Annotated in this window: 16 protein-coding genes; 12 read left to right on the top strand and 4 right to left on the bottom strand. The window is 59.9% G+C overall.

Annotated features, from left to right (window positions below; all coding sequences use genetic code 11):
• The first annotated feature begins 174 nt into the window (after positions 1 to 174).
• The 4 genes from E3O56_RS25860 to E3O56_RS25845 all read left to right on the top strand — a co-directional run bounded on the left by E3O56_RS25860 (position 175) and on the right by E3O56_RS25845 (position 5,176).
• Positions 175 to 2,064, top strand: a complete 1,890-nt coding sequence (locus E3O56_RS25860) for a methyl-accepting chemotaxis protein (RefSeq protein WP_103734708.1) — start codon at positions 175 to 177, stop codon at positions 2,062 to 2,064.
• Positions 2,065 to 2,212: 148 nt separating this feature from the next.
• Positions 2,213 to 3,334 carry a glycosyltransferase family 1 protein gene (locus E3O56_RS25855; protein WP_248129173.1) on the top strand — a complete coding sequence of 374 codons (1,122 nt, stop codon included), beginning with the start codon at positions 2,213 to 2,215 and terminating at the stop codon, positions 3,332 to 3,334.
• Entirely contained in the window at positions 3,327 to 4,070 is a 744-nt protein-coding gene (locus E3O56_RS25850) for a polysaccharide deacetylase family protein (RefSeq protein WP_103734706.1), read from the top strand. Before E3O56_RS25855 ends, E3O56_RS25850 begins: the two co-directional genes overlap by 8 nt.
• Entirely contained in the window at positions 4,067 to 5,176 is a 1,110-nt protein-coding gene (locus E3O56_RS25845) for a lysylphosphatidylglycerol synthase transmembrane domain-containing protein (protein ID WP_248129172.1), read from the top strand. The genes E3O56_RS25850 and E3O56_RS25845 overlap by 4 nt, the downstream gene beginning before the upstream one ends.
• A 124-nt stretch (positions 5,177 to 5,300) precedes the next feature.
• On the opposite strand, the gene purU is transcribed toward E3O56_RS25845, so the two are convergent.
• Complete coding sequence (gene purU, locus E3O56_RS25840; protein ID WP_005790961.1) at positions 5,301 to 6,149, bottom strand: formyltetrahydrofolate deformylase; 849 nt, start codon at positions 6,147 to 6,149, stop codon at positions 5,301 to 5,303.
• A 350-nt stretch (positions 6,150 to 6,499) separates the two neighbouring features.
• Between purU and mvaT the strand changes: the two genes are divergently transcribed.
• Positions 6,500 to 6,874 carry a histone-like nucleoid-structuring protein MvaT gene (mvaT, locus tag E3O56_RS25835; protein WP_005790963.1) on the top strand — a complete coding sequence of 125 codons (375 nt, stop codon included), beginning with the start codon at positions 6,500 to 6,502 and terminating at the stop codon, positions 6,872 to 6,874.
• A gap of 90 nt (positions 6,875 to 6,964) precedes the next feature.
• Here mvaT and sbcB read toward each other — a convergent pair whose 3' ends face one another.
• A complete protein-coding gene (gene sbcB / locus E3O56_RS25830; RefSeq protein ID WP_103734703.1) occupies positions 6,965 to 8,392 on the bottom strand; it encodes an exodeoxyribonuclease I in 1,428 nt (475 codons plus the stop codon).
• Positions 8,393 to 8,559: 167 nt separating this feature from the next.
• On the opposite strand from sbcB, the gene E3O56_RS25825 reads away from it, so the two are divergent.
• The 6 genes from E3O56_RS25825 to E3O56_RS25800 are packed head-to-tail and all read left to right on the top strand — an operon-like array spanning position 8,560 to position 15,230.
• Positions 8,560 to 9,252, top strand: a complete 693-nt coding sequence (locus tag E3O56_RS25825; protein WP_032879683.1) for an RDD family protein — start codon at positions 8,560 to 8,562, stop codon at positions 9,250 to 9,252.
• Positions 9,249 to 10,229, top strand: coding sequence for a stage II sporulation protein M (locus tag E3O56_RS25820; RefSeq protein ID WP_032879682.1), 981 nt, complete (start codon positions 9,249 to 9,251; stop codon positions 10,227 to 10,229). The genes E3O56_RS25825 and E3O56_RS25820 overlap by 4 nt, the downstream gene beginning before the upstream one ends.
• Complete coding sequence (locus E3O56_RS25815) at positions 10,216 to 11,745, top strand: DUF4129 domain-containing protein (RefSeq protein ID WP_248129171.1); 1,530 nt, start codon at positions 10,216 to 10,218, stop codon at positions 11,743 to 11,745. The genes E3O56_RS25820 and E3O56_RS25815 overlap by 14 nt, the downstream gene beginning before the upstream one ends.
• On the top strand, positions 11,742 to 12,899 hold the full coding sequence (locus E3O56_RS25810) for a DUF4350 domain-containing protein (protein ID WP_248129170.1): 1,158 nt from the start codon (positions 11,742 to 11,744) through the stop codon (positions 12,897 to 12,899). Before E3O56_RS25815 ends, E3O56_RS25810 begins: the two co-directional genes overlap by 4 nt.
• Complete coding sequence (locus E3O56_RS25805; protein ID WP_078822203.1) at positions 12,896 to 13,891, top strand: MoxR family ATPase; 996 nt, start codon at positions 12,896 to 12,898, stop codon at positions 13,889 to 13,891. The genes E3O56_RS25810 and E3O56_RS25805 overlap by 4 nt, the downstream gene beginning before the upstream one ends.
• 7 nt (positions 13,892 to 13,898) lie before the next feature.
• The gene (locus E3O56_RS25800; protein WP_248129169.1) at positions 13,899 to 15,230 is read left to right on the top strand and encodes a DUF58 domain-containing protein; all 1,332 of its coding nucleotides are present in this window, start codon (positions 13,899 to 13,901) and stop codon (positions 15,228 to 15,230) included.
• Between the two features lie 9 nt (positions 15,231 to 15,239).
• On the opposite strand, the gene E3O56_RS25795 is transcribed toward E3O56_RS25800, so the two are convergent.
• Both E3O56_RS25795 and E3O56_RS25790 read right to left on the bottom strand, forming a co-directional pair.
• Complete coding sequence (locus tag E3O56_RS25795) at positions 15,240 to 15,599, bottom strand: PilZ domain-containing protein (RefSeq protein ID WP_032881230.1); 360 nt, start codon at positions 15,597 to 15,599, stop codon at positions 15,240 to 15,242.
• A 223-nt stretch (positions 15,600 to 15,822) separates the two neighbouring features.
• Positions 15,823 to 16,197, bottom strand: a complete 375-nt coding sequence (locus E3O56_RS25790) for a hypothetical protein (RefSeq protein WP_103734699.1) — start codon at positions 16,195 to 16,197, stop codon at positions 15,823 to 15,825.
• A 176-nt stretch (positions 16,198 to 16,373) separates the two neighbouring features.
• Between E3O56_RS25790 and pyk the strand changes: the two genes are divergently transcribed.
• Complete coding sequence (gene pyk, locus E3O56_RS25785; protein ID WP_005790976.1) at positions 16,374 to 17,825, top strand: pyruvate kinase; 1,452 nt, start codon at positions 16,374 to 16,376, stop codon at positions 17,823 to 17,825.
• Positions 17,826 to 17,838 lie beyond the last annotated feature (13 nt).

Raw genomic sequence — 17,838 nt, 5'->3', positions numbered from 1 at the left:
GAGGTCGATATAGACGGATGTAAGCCCGACAAAGACTAAAAAATGGTCAGATAATTCCGATATGGACCAACGGAGCTATCACCAGAAATACCACACCTTTTTTAACGCTGCCATTTTGCGCCTCCCCTATAGGACGCGCCTCGGATATTAAGACCTTAGCGGACCCTACAAGCCATGAATAAAAATCTGCGCTTCAGCCACAAGATCCTGCTTGCAGCCTCCCTTATCGTCATCGCCGCCTTCGCGTTGTTTACCCTTTACAACGACTACCTGCAGCGCAATGCGATTCGTGACGACCTCAATAACTACCTGCACGAAATGGGCGACGTTACCGCCAGCAATATCCAGACCTGGCTCACCGGGCGTATCGCCCTGGTGGAAAACGCTGCGCAAAACATTGCCATCAATCCTGAACCGTCCGTGGTTGCCAGCCTGCTGGAACAGAAAGCGCTGACGTCTTCGTTCATGGCGACCTACGTGGGTGACAGCCAGGGCACCTTCACCATTCGCCCTGACACCAAGATGCCCGACGGCTTCGACCCGCGTGTTCGCCCCTGGTACAAGGGCGCCCAGGCCAGCAATGGCTCAACCCTGACCGAACCTTATATAGACGCGGCCACCGGGCAACTGATCATCTCCGTGGCCACCCCCAGCGCCAAGGGGGGCCAAAGTATCGGTGTGGTAGGCGGCGACCTGAGCCTGCAAACCCTGGTGGATAACATTGGCGCGCTGGATTTCGGCGGCATGGGTTATGCCTTCCTGGTCAGTGCCGACGGCAAGGTGCTGGTGCACCCGGACAAAACCCTGGTGATGAAGACCCTGGCTGACGTGTATCCAAAGGACACGCCGAAGATCAGCAGCGACTTCAGCGAAGTACAAGCCAACGGCAAAACCAACATCGTGACCTTCACCCCGATCAAGGGCCTGCCATCGGTGAACTGGTACCTGGGTGTGTCGGTGGATAAAGCCAAATCGTTCGCCATGCTCAGTGAGTTCCGTACATCAGCCGTGATCGCCACGATCATCGCGGTGGTGATCATCATCGCCTTGCTGGGCATGTTGATCCGCGTGCTGCTGCAACCGCTGCACCTGATGACCCGGGCCATGCAGGACATCGCCGACGGCGAGGGTGACCTGACACGGCGCCTGATCATCCAGAACAACGATGAGTTCGGCACCCTGGGTACGGCCTTCAACCGCTTCGTCGAGCGCATCCACACCTCGATTCGCGAAGTGTCGTCAGCCACCGAGCAGGTCAATGAAGTGGCGCTGCGCGTGGTTAGCGCCTCCAATTCGTCGATGGTCAACTCCGACGAACAGGCCAACCGCACCAACAGCGTCGCCGCCGCCATCAACCAACTGGGTGCCGCCGCCCAAGAGATCGCGCGCAACGCTGCGCAAGCCTCCAATCAGGCCAGCGACGCCCGGCATTTGGCTGAAGACGGCCAGCAAGTGGTTGAGCGCAATATCAAGGCAATGACGCAGTTATCGAGCATGATCAGCGCCTCCAGCAGCAATATCGAAGCACTTAACAACAAAACAGTGAATATCGGCCAGATCCTGGAAGTGATCACCAGCATTTCCCAGCAAACCAACCTGCTGGCGCTCAACGCCGCCATCGAAGCGGCGCGCGCCGGGGAAGCCGGGCGTGGCTTTGCGGTGGTGGCCGATGAAGTGCGCAACCTGGCCCATCGCACTCAGGAATCGGCGCAACAGGTGCAAACGATGATCGAGGAGCTACAAGTGGGCGCGCGCGATTCGGTCAGTACCATGAGTGAAAGCCAGCGTCACAGCCTGGACAGCGTTGAAATCGCCAACCTGGCCGGTGAGCGCTTGAACAGCGTGACCCAGCGCATTGGCGAGATCGACGGCATGAACCAGTCGGTCGCCACCGCCACTGAAGAACAGACCTCGGTAGTGGAGTCGATCAACATGGACATCACCGAGATCAACACCCTCAATCAGGAAGGGGTGGAAAACCTGCAATCGACGCTGCGCGCCTGCTCGGACCTGGAACAACAGGCCTCGCGTCTGAAGCAATTGGTGGGTAGCTTCCGGATCTGAGGTCCCCCACCTTAATCCACCTGTAGGAGCGAGCAAGCTCGCTCCTACACAGTGCATTTGTCCGCTCCCGCCACCTTCATCCTGCGAATCTAAACCGAACATCTATCCTTACCTCAGGTCCATCTAGGGAGAGCAATGGATCGGAGGGATGTTCATCGTGCATATCGCTGACATAACCATGTTCTACGCCCCGGCAAGCGGTGGCGTACGCACTTACCTCGATGCCAAGCATCGACGTCTGGCGCTCAAGCCCGGGATTCGCCATAGCCTGTTGATCCCCGGCGCGCACTTGAGCGAACAGGACGGGGTCTTCAAAGTGCCGGCCCCTGCCCTGCCCTTTGGCAAGGGTTACCGCTTCCCCCTTCGCCTGGCGCCCTGGCGAAATGTCCTGCACGATTTACAGCCCGATCTGATCGAAGTCGGCGATCCATACCTGACTGCCTGGGCAGCGCTGGATGCCCGGCGTCAGTTGGATGTGCCGGTCATCGGCTTCTACCACTCCGACCTGCCGCTGCTGGTGAGCAACCGCATGGGTCCCTGGTTTACTCCCAACGTTGAAGCCTATGTCAGCAAACTCTATGGGAATTTTGACCGGGTGCTCGCCCCCAGCCAGGTAATGGCCGACAAACTCAGTGGACTCGGGGTAAAAAACGTCTTCGTCCAACCCCTGGGGGTTGACCTGCACACCTTCACCCCGGATGTGCGCGACCCCGGCCTGCGCGCCGAACTGGGGATTGGCGAGGATACGCGGCTGTTGATCTTCGCCGGACGCGGTTCCAAGGAGAAGAACCTGCCGGTACTGCTCAACTGCATGAAGCGCCTGGGCGAGGGCTACCACTTGTTGCTGGTGGGCTCCGGTATGCCAGCCAGCGTGCCGGACAATGTCACTGTGATAGATGGTTTCCGCCCCGCTCACCATGTCGCCCGGCTGATGGCCAGCGCCGACGCCTTGTTGCATGGCGGCGACCAGGAAACCTTCGGCCTGGTGATTCTGGAAGCCATGGCCAGTGGCATCCCGGTCGTCGCCGTCGCGGCCGGGGCCTTTACCGAGATTGTCGATGAGCGCTGTGGCCTGCTGTGTGCCCCCAACGACCCCAAGGCGATGGCCGATTCGGTGCGCGAACTGTTCAGCACCGACAGCCGGCGTTTGGGCGCCCAGGCTCGGCGCCATGTCGAGCAGCATTACGCGTGGGACACGGTGGTCGACAGCCTGCTGGGGCATTACCACTCGGTGCTGGGCAGTCACAAGCCGATGCTCGCCCATGGCTGAACCTGCGCTGATGCTGGTGCTGCACGACGTGGCACCGAGCACCTGGGCCGACTACCGGCCCTTTGTCGAGGCCGTCGATGCCTTGGGCAACGTGCCCATCACCTGGCTGGTGGTGCCGGACTTCCATCACCATGATGCCCTGGCAGCCCACCGCGATTTTCGCCAGCTGCTCGACAGCCGCATCGCCAAGGGCGACGAATTGGCCTTGCACGGCTATTACCACTGCGACGACCAACCTGCGCCGCGTTCGCTGAAAGAGTGGTTCATGCGGCGCATCTACACCCATGAAGGCGAGTTTTACCAGTTGTCCGAGGCCGAGGCGTTACGGCGTCTTACTGCCGGCATCGAAATATTCCAGCGCAATGACTGGCCGTTGCACGGCTTTGTCGCCCCGGCCTGGTTGATGAGCGAAGGCACCCGCCAGGCGTTGCGCCAGTTACCGCTTTGCTACACCAGCGACCCGCAGCATCTTTATCGCCTGCCTGACTTCACTCCTATCGATGCCCCGGGTCTGGTCTGGAGCGCCCGCAGCGCCTGGCGCCGCGGGCTGTCCAAAGTGCTCAGCGACCGGCGCGAACAGCGCTGGCGCGAGGCCCCGCTGATCCGATTGGGATTGCACCCGGTGGACATGCGCCACGAGTTTTCCCGTCGTTATTGGCTGCAAACCCTGCAACGCCTGCTCAACGCGGGTCGTCGCCCCCACACCAAGGCCGCCTGGCTGAAGACGCTGTCATGAGCCGACTGATCTGGCTGCTGTTGGCCCTCTTGGTCGCGCTGTTGATACCCGTATGGCTGGGCGGCGGCGAAACGGTTGCGCGCCTGCGGCAGTTTCCCTTGCCCCAACTAGTGGGGATGTTTGCCATGATTATCGGCTGCTGGCTGATCAACAGCCTGCGTCTGCGCCTGTTGCTGGGCGAGCAAGGCAGCCAACTGGGACGGCTCAAAAGCCTGGGGGCAGTGATATCGACCGAGTTCGCCATGTGCGCCACGCCCGGCGGCAGCGGCGGACCGCTGACCCTGATGGCGTTGTTGGCGCGCAATGGCATACGCCCTGCCCGTGCGAGCGCGGTATTCGCCATGGACCAGTTGAGCGATTTGCTGTTTTTTCTGTGCGCCTTGGCGGGAATCGTTTTGTATGCGCTGTTCCATAGCCTCAACCCGCGCCTGGAATGGTTGCTGGGGCTCAGTGTCATATCGATGATCGGCGGGATCATCAGTGGCCTGGCGGTGGTGCGTTTTCATCGTCGGCTGATTCGCCTGGCCGGCGCGATGCTCAAGGCCATTAGGGTAAGGGCCCCCACCCGTCGGCGCTGGGCTCGCAGGTTGCTGCGTTTTCTCGCGGCGTTCACTGCCACACTGAAATTACCCTGGCCCTTGTTGCTCGGAGTGTTCGCGCTGACCAGCCTGCATTGGTTGTTGCGCTACAGCGTGTTGTACCTGGCGCTGCGCGGTTTGGGCGGGGATGTGCAGTGGGCCTTGAGCTTCCTGATCCAGATGCTGTCCCTGACGGCGGGGCAGTTCAGTCTGTTGCCGGGCGGGGCGGGAGCAGCAGAGCTGACATCAGCGGCCTTACTGGCCCCCATGGTCGGCAAGTCCACTGCGGCAGCGGCAATCCTGATCTGGCGGGCGGTCACCTATTACTTCTATCTGCTGGCCGGCGCCCCAGTCTTTGTGCTGCTGGTCGGCAAACCGCTGTTCAAGCGTCTTTTACAGGGTCGACAGGCGGCTCGTCCTGCGCCTGCAGCTGTTCCCACAAACGGGCCGCATCGGGAAACTCAGTACCATCCTCGGCGCCCAGTGCCTGCGGGTCGTAGCGACTCAGACAACCCTCGCCCACCGTAGCGGGCGCCCTGGAGGTGGCTTTATCGAGTGGATCGGTCATAGAGGCCTCCTTGATAGCAGGAATAAAAAAGGGCCTGAGGAGTTTTACTCCCAGGCCCCTGCTTATTCAACCAAACCCGAACGATCAGAACACCACGGTCTTGTTGCCGTGTACCAATACCCGATCTTCCAGGTGGTAACGCAGGCCACGGGCCAGCACCATCTTCTCGACGTCCCGGCCAAACCGCACCATGTCTTCGATGCTGTCACTGTGGCTGACACGCACCACGTCCTGTTCGATGATCGGGCCGGCGTCCAGCTCTTCGGTGACGTAGTGGCACGTCGCGCCAATCAATTTCACGCCGCGCAGGGAAGCCTGGTGATACGGCTTGGCCCCAACAAACGATGGCAAGAAACTGTGATGGATATTGATCACCTTGCCGGCGTATTCGCGGCACAGTTCAGGTGGCAGGATCTGCATATAGCGCGCCAGCACCACCACATCCGCTTCGTGCTGCTTGACCAGGCGCGACACCTCGGCGAATGCCGGCTCCTTGTCTTGCGGGTTGACCGGTACGTGGTAATACGGGATGCCATGCCACTCGACCATGCTGCGCAGGTCGTCATGGTTGGAGATCACGCAGGCGATCTCGCAGTCCAGCTCGTCGCTGTGCCAACGGTGCAGTAGATCTGCCAGGCAGTGGGATTCGCGGCTGGCCATCAGCACCACGCGTTTTTTCTGTTCCGTGTCGGTGATGTGCCAGGTCATCGAAAACTCTTCAGCGATGGGCGCAAACGCCTCGCGGAAAGCTTCCAGGCCAAAGGGCAGCGTATCGGCACGAATTTCGTGACGCATGAAAAACCAACCGCTGAGATCGTCCGAGTGATGGCTCGCCTCGGTGATCCAACCATTGTGGGAAGCCAGAAAGTTACTGACCTTGGCAACGATGCCAACCCGGTCCGGGCAAGCAATCACCAGCCGAAAAGTGCGCATTAGGGGGAAACTCCAGAACTTCGCAAAGGCCGCTATTCTAGCGATTGCGCAGAAAAACTGCAGTATTCCTTGCGCCTTATTCTGCAGCCGCCTGGTGGCAACAGCCCTTAATAGCGTAAGGCTTTACCATCGCTATATGACCGTACAACGGTACGCCCAGACAGTTAGCGAAAAATTAAGGTATTTATCTTTCGGCGTAACGGCTGCCAATTAACACTTTTGCATCGCTTTGCCACAAACATTCAATCTGCTTCACATAAATATCTTCTTAAATGTTTACTTGGTGAAATTGCCTGACTATTATTAGGCCACTCACCCTGTCAATCAGCGTTCTACATAAGGTAGTCCACATGTCCCTGATCAACGAATACCGCGCCACCGAAGAAGCAATCAAAGAGCTGCAAGCCCGTTTGAAGAACCTGTCCCAAGACGACAAGCTGCAAACCGAGCTGGAATTCGAAGGCAAACTGCGCACCCTGATGGGTGAATACTCCAAATCCCTGCGTGACATCATCGCGCTGCTGGATCCAGAGTCGAAAGTTAAAGCGCCGCGCGGCGCTGTAAAAACTACCGGCACCAAGCGTGCTCGCAAAGTCAAGCAATACAAAAACCCGCACAACGGCGAAGTGATTGAAACCAAAGGTGGCAACCACAAAACTCTGAAAGAGTGGAAAGCCAAGTGGGGCGGCGACGTAGTTGAAGGTTGGGCGACTCTGCTGGGCTAAGCCTGGTCGGACGTTCACCCGATACGCTACACATTAAAAACGCCAGCTTGCTGGCGTTTTTTATTGTCTGAATACTCAGCAATTACCGGCCTACAGGCTCAGGCGGGCTGCTAAAGAATCGGCATAGTCCTGCCATTGATCCAGCACCTGGCACTGAAATGAGGTGGCACTAAGCGCCAACTCCTCGCGCGCCTGCTTAAATGCCATCAGGGTATTCGGTGCTCCCCACTGCGGATCTGACAAACGTTGCCGACAGAAAAGTCTCCAGCGTTGTTGCTCCTCTGTATTCAAGGTTTCAGGGAAGTTACGTGCGCGATAGCGAAATAATAATTCCGGCAAACGATGATCATCGAACGGCCACGATTGATGTGCTAATTGGGCGGGCTCTGCCATGCGAACTTGTTCACATAACCGGCGATCCCGATCGCCAATAAAACCATCGTAGAGCTGCTGCTCCGGGTCTGCATTCGAGGCAAAGTCTTCCTCGGCGTAAATGGCCGCCAACTTGTCGCGCCAAACTTCCTGTGCGTCAGTTAGCCGCAGCGCCCGCGCCTGATAGGTGCTCATATCCAATTGCAGACGCTCGCGGTCTTGCGCACGCAACACCTTCAACGGTGCTACCACCGGGCAGCGGTTGATATGCAACAACTTGAGGGGCACTGGCAGTTCACCGTCCGCCAACTCATCACGGCGTGTATAGAGGCGCTCGCGCAAGGTCTGTGCATCCAGGTCCAGCAACCCCTGTGGGTCGAGCCCAAGGTCGCAGACGATCAACGCATTGCGGTTGCGCGGGTGCCAGGCCAGGGGCAAGACCACGCCCAGGTAATGGCGCTCGGCGGAAAAACGCCCGGAGATATGCACCATTGGTTGCAACAACCGCACCTCATCCATAACTCGCTGCTTGCTGCGCAGTTGAAATAACCACTCGTACAGCCTGGGCTGCTTTTGCCGAACCAATCGCGCCAGGGCGATGGTTGCACGCACATCAGATAACGCATCGTGTGCCTGACCATGGTCGATACCATTGGCGTGGGTCAGCCGCTCCAGCTTGAGCGTCACGCGCCCGTCCTGCTCAGGCCAGATAATGCCCTCCGGCCGCAGCGCATAGGCAGTGCGCATCACGTCGATCAAATCCCAACGGCTGTTACCGCCCTGCCACTCGCGCGCGTAAGGGTCGAAAAAATTGCGGTACAGGCTGTAGCGCGTCATTTCATCGTCAAACCGCAGCGTGTTGTAACCGGCGCCGCAGGTGCCTGGCGCGGCCAACTCGGCGTGCACCCGGGTCATGAAGTCGGCTTCGGCAAGGCCCTTCTGTGCCAGGACGCCTGGCGTGATACCGGTGATCGCGCACGCAGCCGGATGGGGCAGAATATCGTCGCCGGGCTGACAATAAAGATTGATCGGCGCACCGACCTCGTTGAGTTCGAGATCGGTGCGAATACCGGCTACCTGGAGCGGGCGATCGTTGCGCGGGTTGATACCGGTGGTTTCATAGTCGTACCAGAAAATCGAGGTCACGGGCTATTCCTGTGCTGAAGACCGACAAAGTCTAGGCGCTGCAAGGTGCCTGGGGCCAGCGATACCTTTACTGTATAAATATCCAGCAAAACCTTGAGTGGTTGCTTCCAGCGTCGACACTGCTAGCATCCGTGTCTCCTAACCACTTTGCACTGCCAGGGATCGCAATGCCGCCAGCTCCTTTGGATACCCATTACCAAATCGAGACCCCGGAGGGGATCGACCTGCCCTTGCGCCCTGCCGGCCTGCCATCCCGGGCATTGGCTTTTGCATTCGACCTGGGTGTGCGTGGCATCATCATGGGCATCCTGCTGGTGCCCCTGGCGCTGCTGGGCAATATTGGCATCGGGCTGGGGTCGCTGCTGCTGTTCCTGGTGAGCTGGTGGTACATGGTGCTGTTTGAAGTGCTCAACCAGGGCTGCTCGCCGGGCAAGCAGGTCATGGGCCTGCGGGTGGTGCAGGATGACGGCACCCCGATTGGCTGGTCGGCGTCGCTGATCCGCAACCTGCTGCGCTTTGTCGACATGCTGCCTTTTGGTTATTTCCTCGGTGCGATCAGTTGCCTGCAACACCCGCACTTCAAGCGTCTGGGCGATCTGGCCGCCGGTACACTGGTGGTCTACCGCGAACTACCGCTGGTGCGCCCGCGTATCCCTCAAGCCGCCGCGCTGCGCCTGCCCTTTGCACTGGAGTTGAGCGAACAGCGGGCCATCCTCGGTTTTGCCGAGCGCCAGGCCGAGCTGTCTGCCGAACGCGTGCATGAACTGGCGGCGATCCTCGCCACGCCCCTGCAAGTGCCTCCGGCGCGCGCCGTGGAGCAACTCAACGGTGTGGCCCGTGGCTTATTGGGGCCGACATGAAGCAGAGTCTTTTTGAAAGCCGCCACCAGCAGCAATGGCAAACCTACGCGCAGCAACTTGAGCAGTTGGAGCAAGGCAAAGCCAAGGCTGGCGGAGTGGCTGACTTCCCTCACCAGTATCGACGCCTGTGCCAACACCTGGCCCTGGCCCAACAGCGTGGCTACAGCAGCTACCTGGTAGACCGGCTGCAGCAACTGGCGCTGCGCGGCCATCAACAGTTGTATCGCCATCGCAGCCAACTGGCGGCCAAGATGCTGGCGTTCCTGCTCGCCGATTTCCCATGCCTGGTACGTGAACAGTGGCGCTTCGTACTGATCGCCGGTCTGCTGTTCTTCGGCAGCCTGGTGGGCATTGCACTGCTGGTCTACCTGTTCCCCGACCTGATCTACAGCATCGTCAGCGCCCAACAGGTGGCCGAGATGCAGGGCATGTACGACCCCGCCGCCAGTCGTCTGGGGCGCGCTGCCGAGCGTGCAGCCAGCGAGGACTGGATGATGTTTGGCTATTACGTGATGCACAACATCGGCATCGCCTTCCAGACGTTTGCCGCCGGCCTGTTGTTTGGCCTGGGCAGCGTGTTCTTTCTGATTTTCAACGGTTTGGTCATCGGCGCGGTCTCAGGGCACCTGACCGACATTGGCTATGGTCAAACCTTCTGGTCATTCGTCATCGGTCATGGCGCATTCGAATTGAGCGCCATTGCGCTGGCCGGTGCCGCGGGTTTGCAATTGGGTTGGTCACTGATCGCTCCCGGGCGGCTGGCACGCAGCGAGGCCTTGCGCCTGGCAGCCCACAAAAGTGTGCGGATACTCTGCGGCGTCATGGTGTTTCTGCTGATCGCGGCGTTCATCGAAGCCTATTGGTCCTCCACCACCCACATCGAGCCCTGGCTCAAATACCTGGTAGGCACCGCGCTCTGGCTGCTGGTGGCCGTTTATCTGATCTTCGCCGGACGGACTCGCCATGCGCCTGACTGACGCCAGCGTGGTGATTCGCCCGCGTACTTCCTGGGAAGCCATGGACCTGGGCGTACTGATGGCCAGGGAACATCGTTTGCTGCTGATGGGCAGTTGGGCAATGGTGAGCCTGCCGGTGTTTATCTCGCTGACCGTGCTGCTGTGGAATTACCCGTCGCTGGCCATGTTTCTGTTCTGGTGGCTCAAGCCGGCCTTTGACCGCTTGCCGCTGTACATTCTTTCCAAAGCCCTGTTTGGCGAGCCCCCCAGTCTCAAACAGGCCGTTCGCCAGTGGCCGCAACTGCTCAAGGGGCAACTGTTCGCCAGCCTGACCTGGCGACGCCTGAGCATGAGCCGCAGCTTTACGTTGCCGGTAAGTCAACTTGAAGGCCTCGAGGGTCAGGCGCGGCAACAGCGCCTGGGGATATTGCTGCAACGTAACGCTGGTGCCGCCCGCTGGCTGACCATTATCGGCGTACACCTGGAAATCGGCCTGTGGTTCGGCGCCATGGCGCTGTTCTATTTATTCATCCCGCAGCAGCTGGAAATGGATTGGGACTGGCAACGCCTGGCACTGGCAACCAGCCCGAACGTGCTGTGGCTGGAGCACCTGGGCAATGCCTTTTACGCGCTGATCCTGGTGTTCTGGGAACCCATCTACGTTGCCTGTGGTTTCAGCCTGTACCTCAATCGTCGTACGGCTCTGGAAGCCTGGGACCTGGAGTTGGTATTCCGCCGTTTGCGTCAGCGCCTGAGCAGTGCTGCGTCGCTGTTGTTGCTGGTCGTCGGGCTGACGCTCATACCGTTCAGCCCACCCGCCATGGCCGATGAATCAACGGGCCATAAGCCACTCAATACCCAGGCTGCCAGTCAGTCCATCAAGGCACTGCTGGACAAGCCGCCCTTCAAGAATCCGGAAACCGTCACCCGTTATCGGTTTGGTGAAGAAAAAACACCGGTTAAAAGCACAGCCCGTGGCGACGGTAAATTACCTGGTTGGCTCCAGGCGTTACTCGACAACCTCAACAGCGATACCTTCAAGCCCCTCGCCAAAACCCTGGAAATACTATTGTGGAGCCTGGTGATTGGTGGGCTGGCCCTGGTGGTGTGGCGTTACCGTGAGTGGCTACGCACCTTTGTCAGCCGCAGCCGGCGCGCCCGCCCTGCGACCGCCACACCTACCCCCGCTCAGTTGTTCGGGCTTGAGCTGGGGCTCGATACATTGCCGCAAGACATCGCCAGCGCCGCCGAACAACTATGGCCCACTCAGCCAAGGCAAGCCCTTGGCCTGCTGTATCGCGGCCTGCTCAGCCGGCTGCTGCATGAATTCGACCTGCCGCTCAAAAGCGCCGACACCGAAGGCCAGGTGCTGGAGCGCGTTCGACACTTGCAACAACCGCAGTTGCTGGCGTTCAGTGACGAACTGACGCGTCACTGGCAAAACCTCGCCTATGGTCATCGCCTGCCGCCCTCCTCGACCCAACAAAAGCTGTGCAGCGATTGGCGCGCTCTGTTCAATGACGGAGCCAGCCAATGAACCGGCCATTATCGTGGGTGGCGCTGCTGCTGGTGTGCCTGCTGGGCATGGGTGGCTTGTACGCCTGGCACAAGGCAATCCCCTATGACGAAATGGTGGATCGCGGCCCATCGCCGGATGCACTCGCCAATCCTTATCTGGCCGCCGAGCATTTCCTGCACCAGCAAGGCCTGGTGGTGGAACGCGCCAACGGCCTTGAACGGCTCGCGGACCTACCCGCCAAAGGTCATAGCCTGTTGCTGCTGGGGGAACGCAGCAACATGACCCCGCGCCAGGTCGAGCAACTGCTGGGTTGGACAAACGCCGGCGGGCACTTGCTGCTGGTCGCCGAGGCATTGTGGGACGAGGAGACCAGCAAGAGCGGCGACCTGCTGCTTGATCGCCTTGATATCCACCAGGCTTTGAGCGAAACCTTCGACGAACCGGCGCCTGCCCGTAAACAGCCTGCGGCAGACCTGACCAGGCTTTATGTCGACAACGAAACCGCCCCGGCGTATTTCAGTTTTGACACCGACTTCAACCTCATCGACCCCAAACACCTGGCGCAGTTTTCCGCCAACAGCGCCCATTCAAGCCACCTGATGCAACTCAACCTGGGGCACGGCCGCGTCACTGTGATTACCGATAGCGACCTGTGGAAAACCCCAAGCATCGGCCAACACGATAACGCCTGGTTGCTGTGGTACCTGACCCAGGAGACTGACGTAACCTTGCTGTTCAACAGTGAAACGGACGATCTGTTTACCCTGTTGATTCGATATTTCCCACAGGCCCTCGTCGCCCTTGCGGCACTGGTTGCCCTGGCGCTATGGCAGGCCGCCTTGCGCCAGGGCCCGATCCAGGCACCGGCGCCCAAGGCACGTCGGCAGCTCCAGGAACATTTGAAGGCCAGCGCCGATTTCCTGCTGCGCCGCAGCGGCCAGGGCACCTTGCTGCAAGCCTTGCAGCACGACATCCTGCGCGCCGCCCGGCGACGCCATCCAGGCTTTGAGCATCTCGATACAGCAGAGCAGTGGCAGGTGCTGGAACACCTGACGCGACAACCCCCTCACATCATCAGCCAGGCACTCGAACCACTGACGCAGAAACGGCTCTCCAGCGCCGACTTCAGCCGACAGGTTGCGTGCCTGCAAACCCTCAGGAATGCCTTATGAGCGACTCTCCAATGGCCACCGCCCTGACCGCCGAGAACCTGCAACGTGCCAGCCAGCAAGCCCAGGCCCTGCGTGTGGAATTGCGCAAGGCAGTGATTGGCCAGGATCAGGTGATTGACGATGTGCTCACCGCCTTGATCGCAGGCGGCCATGTACTGCTCGAAGGCGTACCCGGGCTCGGCAAGACCTTGCTGGTACGTGCCCTGTCCCGATGCTTTGGCGGTGATTTCGCCCGTATCCAGTTCACCCCGGACCTGATGCCCAGCGATGTCACCGGCCACGCCGTGTACGACCTGCAGACCGAACAGTTCAAACTGCGCAAGGGGCCATTGTTTACCCACCTGTTGCTGGCCGACGAAATCAATCGCGCCCCGGCCAAGACCCAGGCAGCGTTGCTCGAAGCCATGCAGGAACGCCAAGTCACCCTTGAGGGCGAGGCATTGCCCATCGGCGAGCCCTTCATGGTGCTGGCGACCCAGAACCCCATCGAGCAGGAAGGCACCTACCCGTTGCCCGAGGCCGAGTTGGACCGGTTCATGCTCAAGGTCCGCATGGACTACCCCGACGCCCAACAAGAACTGGACATGGTCCGCGAAGTGACGCGCTCATCCAGGGCAGACATGCTGGATGTGCAGCCGTTGCGCACTGTGCTGCAGGCCGAGGATGTGGTGCTGATGCAGCAGATCGCCAGTGACGTGCCCCTGGATGAACAGGTGCTCGATTACGCTGTGCGCCTGGCGCGCGCCACACGCAGTTGGCCAGGACTGACCATCGGTGCCGGGCCCAGGGCCTCTATCGCCCTGGTACGCGGCGGCCGGGCTCGGGCGCTGTTGCGTGGTGCAGAATTCGTGACACCCGATGACATCAAGGGCTGTGCCCTGGCAGTGCTGCGGCATAGGGTACGCATCGCGCCGGAACTGGACATCGACGGCCTGGAGGTGGATCAGGTGCTCAAGCAGTTGCTGGATCAAGTAGCGGCGCCAAGGCAATGACACGCCCATGAAACCGACCCGTCTGCTCCTGATCTGGCTGGGTGTGCTGCTTGGCCTGAACACCTTGTTGGGCGCTTCCGTCGCGTTGCAGCTCAAGGTACCTGAAACCTTGCATTCAGTGGCCTGGGGCCTGCTGCTGGCTTTGCTGCTGCTGGCGCTGCTGGATGCCGTACGCTTGCACCGTCGCCCCACGGCGCGCGTCCACAGGAAACTGCCCGGCAGCCTGGCGCTGGGGCGCTGGGAAGAAGTGCGCCTGTGCCTGGAGCACGACTTTCCTCAGCCACTGACCGTGCAGGTATTCGATCACGTGCCCGATGGCCTGAGTGTGGATAACCTGCCTCAATCCATTGAATTGCGCCCCGGCGAGCGCGGCGAGTTGGGCTATCGCGTTCGTCCCTTGCGACGCGGGCATTTCAGCTTCAGTCGCTGCGAACTTTGGCTGCCCAGCCCATTGGGGCTGTGGTCGGCACGGCGATGCATCGAAACCCACGACGCCACCCGGGTCTACCCGGATTTCGCCCGCTTGTATGGCGCGCAGTTGCTGGGTGTGGATAACTGGCTGAGCCAGTTGGGCGTGCGCCAACATCAACGCCGGGGATTAGGCCTGGAATTTCATCAACTGCGCGAGTTTCGTGAAGGCGACAGCCTGCGCCAGATCGACTGGAAAGCCACCGCCCGTCAACGCACACCGATCGCCCGGGAATACCAGGACGAGCGCGACCAGCAAATCGTATTCATGCTCGATTGCGGCCAGCGCATGCGCAGCCAGGATGCCGAGCTATCTCATTTCGACCACGCCCTCAACGCCTGCCTGCTCTTGAGCTACGTCGCCCTGAGACAGGGCGACGCCGTGGGGTTGTGCACCTTTGCCAGCGACCAACCGCGCTACCTGAAGCCGGTCAAGGGCAGTGGCCAGTTGAACACTTTGCTCAATGCTGTCTACGATCTGGAGGCCACCCGAAACACCGCCGACTATGAGGCTGCCGCCCATCAATTGCTGGCACGCCAAAAACGCCGGGCACTGGTGATCATCATTACCAACCTGCGGGACGAGGATGATGAAGCGCTGATGAGCGCCGTCAAACGAATCGGTAGGCAACACCGCGTACTGGTAGCCAGCCTGCGAGAGGAAATCCTCGATCAACTGCGCCAGGCCCCTGTGCAAACATTGCCCGAAGCACTGGCCTACAGTGGCACCGTCGATTACCTCAACAGCCGAAACCAACTCCATGATCGCTTGAGCGCTCATGGGCTTTCAGTATTGGACACGTTGCCTTCAGAAATGGGCGCCACGCTGGTGACGCGCTACCTGGGATGGAAAAAAGCCGGGGTTTTCTAACTGCTGTGTTCAGACGGAAGCCTGTTGAGGATCAAAGCTGAAGTACTGCAACAGGGCATCAATCAATTGCCTGTACTCTTCGGATGCATTCTGCACCCGGAACCCGGAGTCATAGTGCTGAGGATTGACATCCTCATGACTCCATAAACAGGTCGCTGTGAGATCAATCGTCTGAAATTCGCCTTGTGCCGTTGGTACTTTCAGGCACAGCTCAAAATCCACATTGATCATCATGGGTAATTGGCTGATCAACATCAGCCCGTTTTCAGACACATTGCCCAAAAAACCGATTGGTTTGTCGGTGATACGGTTGAACACCTGCAAAAAGTAAGGCAATTGATGCCGTTCGATCCGTCGCGCAGTAAACATGATGAAAGTCGCCATCCAATAGCCAAGAGTCTGACTGTGCCAGTGATTCGGAGCGAGCAACCGCTCGCTCTCCCTGGATCCCGGTTTGACAACAGGTACCGCTCGTCACCAGACAGCTGCCAAATCCGGGCCTTGCATCCATTCGAATGAAAACTTATACAAACAGACCTTCAAAGAATAGCCCAAGACTGGCAACGGGCCAGCCATGAAATGACAAATTTCATTACAACGACGCTGGCCGTGGTTTTGCGACGCCACCGCCCTGGTAATGCCCCAGCTGCTGCAAGGTATCGAGCCGGGCGCGAGCGCGGTAGGCATACTCGCTCGACGGGTATTGGCTGATGATGAACTGATAGGTTTGTGCGGCATCGACAAACAGTTTCTGCCGCTCCAGGCACTGCCCGCGCAACATCGAAACCTCCGGTTGCACATAGCGACGGGTACGGCTTTCGCGATCGACCTGGGACAACTCCAGGGTGACACGTGCGCAGTCGCCCACCCCATAGGCACGGTAGGCGTTGTTCAAGTGGTGGTCCATCGACCAGCGGGTACAGCCGACAACACTGACGGCCAGGGCAGCAACAAGCAAAATTCGCATGGGGGTTCTCCTGTCTTGTGCAGTGTATCGACCCCCGGGCGAAAATCTTCAAGGCTGTTTGCCCATCCAACTGCAGCAAAAACAAAGGCAATCGTCGATAAGTAGTGCAAACGAACAATGACTACAACGAAAGAGCATAGTAGCCTTCCCCAGCGCTTGAACTCAGGAGTCTGTGCATGTCCGTCCGTCGTACCAAAATCGTCGCCACCCTTGGCCCGGCCAGCAACTCGCCGGAAGTCCTCGAACAGCTGATTCTGGCTGGTTTGGACGTCGCCCGTCTGAACTTCTCCCACGGCACCCCGGACGAGCACAAGGCTCGCGCCAAGCTGGTGCGTGACCTTGCCGCCAAGCATGGCCGCTTCGTCGCATTGCTGGGTGACCTGCAAGGCCCGAAAATCCGTATCGCCAAATTCGCCAACAAGCGGATCGAGCTGAAGATCGGTGACAAGTTCACCTTCTCCACCAGCCACCCGCTGACCGAAGGCACCCAGGACGTTGTCGGTATCGACTACCCCGACCTGGTCAAGGATTGCGGCGTCGGTGACGAACTGCTGCTGGACGACGGTCGCGTGGTGATGCGCGTCGACACTGCGACCCCGACCGAGCTGCACTGCACCGTGATCATCGGCGGCCCGCTGTCCGACCATAAAGGCATCAACCGCCGCGGTGGCGGCCTGACAGCGCCGGCCCTGACTGAAAAAGACAAGGCCGACATCAAGCTCGCCGCCGAAATGGAAGTCGACTACCTCGCGGTGTCCTTCCCTCGCGACGCCGCCGACATGGAATACGCCCGTAAACTGCGCGACGAAGCCGGCGGTACCGCCTGGCTGGTAGCGAAGATCGAACGTGCCGAAGCCGTGGCCGACGACGAAACCCTCGACGGTCTGATCAAGGCTTCCGACGCCGTGATGGTTGCCCGTGGCGACCTGGGTGTGGAAATCGGTGACGCCGAGCTGATCGGTATCCAGAAGAAGATCATCCTGCACGCACGCCGCCACAACAAGGCCGTGATCGTCGCGACCCAGATGATGGAGTCGATGATCCAGAACCCGATGCCGACCCGCGCCGAAGTGTCCGACGTGGCCAACGCCGTGCTCGACTACACCGACGCCGTGATGCTCTCGGCTGAAAGTGCCGCCGGCCCGTACCCGCTGGAAGCCGTCCAGGCCATGGCACGCATCTGCGTCGGCGCCGAAAAGCACCCGACCAGCAAGACCTCCAGCCACCGCATTGGCAAGGTCTTCGAAAGCTGCGACCAGAGCATCGCCCTGGCAGCCATGTACACCGCCAACCACTTCCCGGGCGTTAAAGCGATCATCGCCTTGACCGAAAGTGGCTACACGCCGTTGATCATGTCGCGCATTCGCTCCTCGGTGCCAATCTACGCGTTCACCCCGCACCGCGAAGCCCAGGCCCGCGCAGCCATGTTCCGTGGCGTATACACCATCCCGTTCGACCCGGCGTCGCTGGCACCGAACGAAGTCAGCCAGAAGGCTATCGACGAATTGGTCAAGCGCGGCGTCGTGGAGAAAGGCGACTGGGTCATCCTGACCAAGGGCGACAGCTACCACACCACCGGTGGCACCAATGGCATGAAGATCCTGCATGTGGGCGACCCACAGGTCTGAGTGACAGGCTGAA

This window comes from Pseudomonas sp. W2Aug9 (assembly GCF_023127755.1).
Classification (GTDB): Bacteria; Pseudomonadota; Gammaproteobacteria; order Pseudomonadales; family Pseudomonadaceae; genus Aquipseudomonas; species Aquipseudomonas synxantha_A.
The sequence above is the reverse complement of the archived record's forward strand: the minus strand, read 5'-3'. Positions and strand labels throughout refer to the sequence as shown.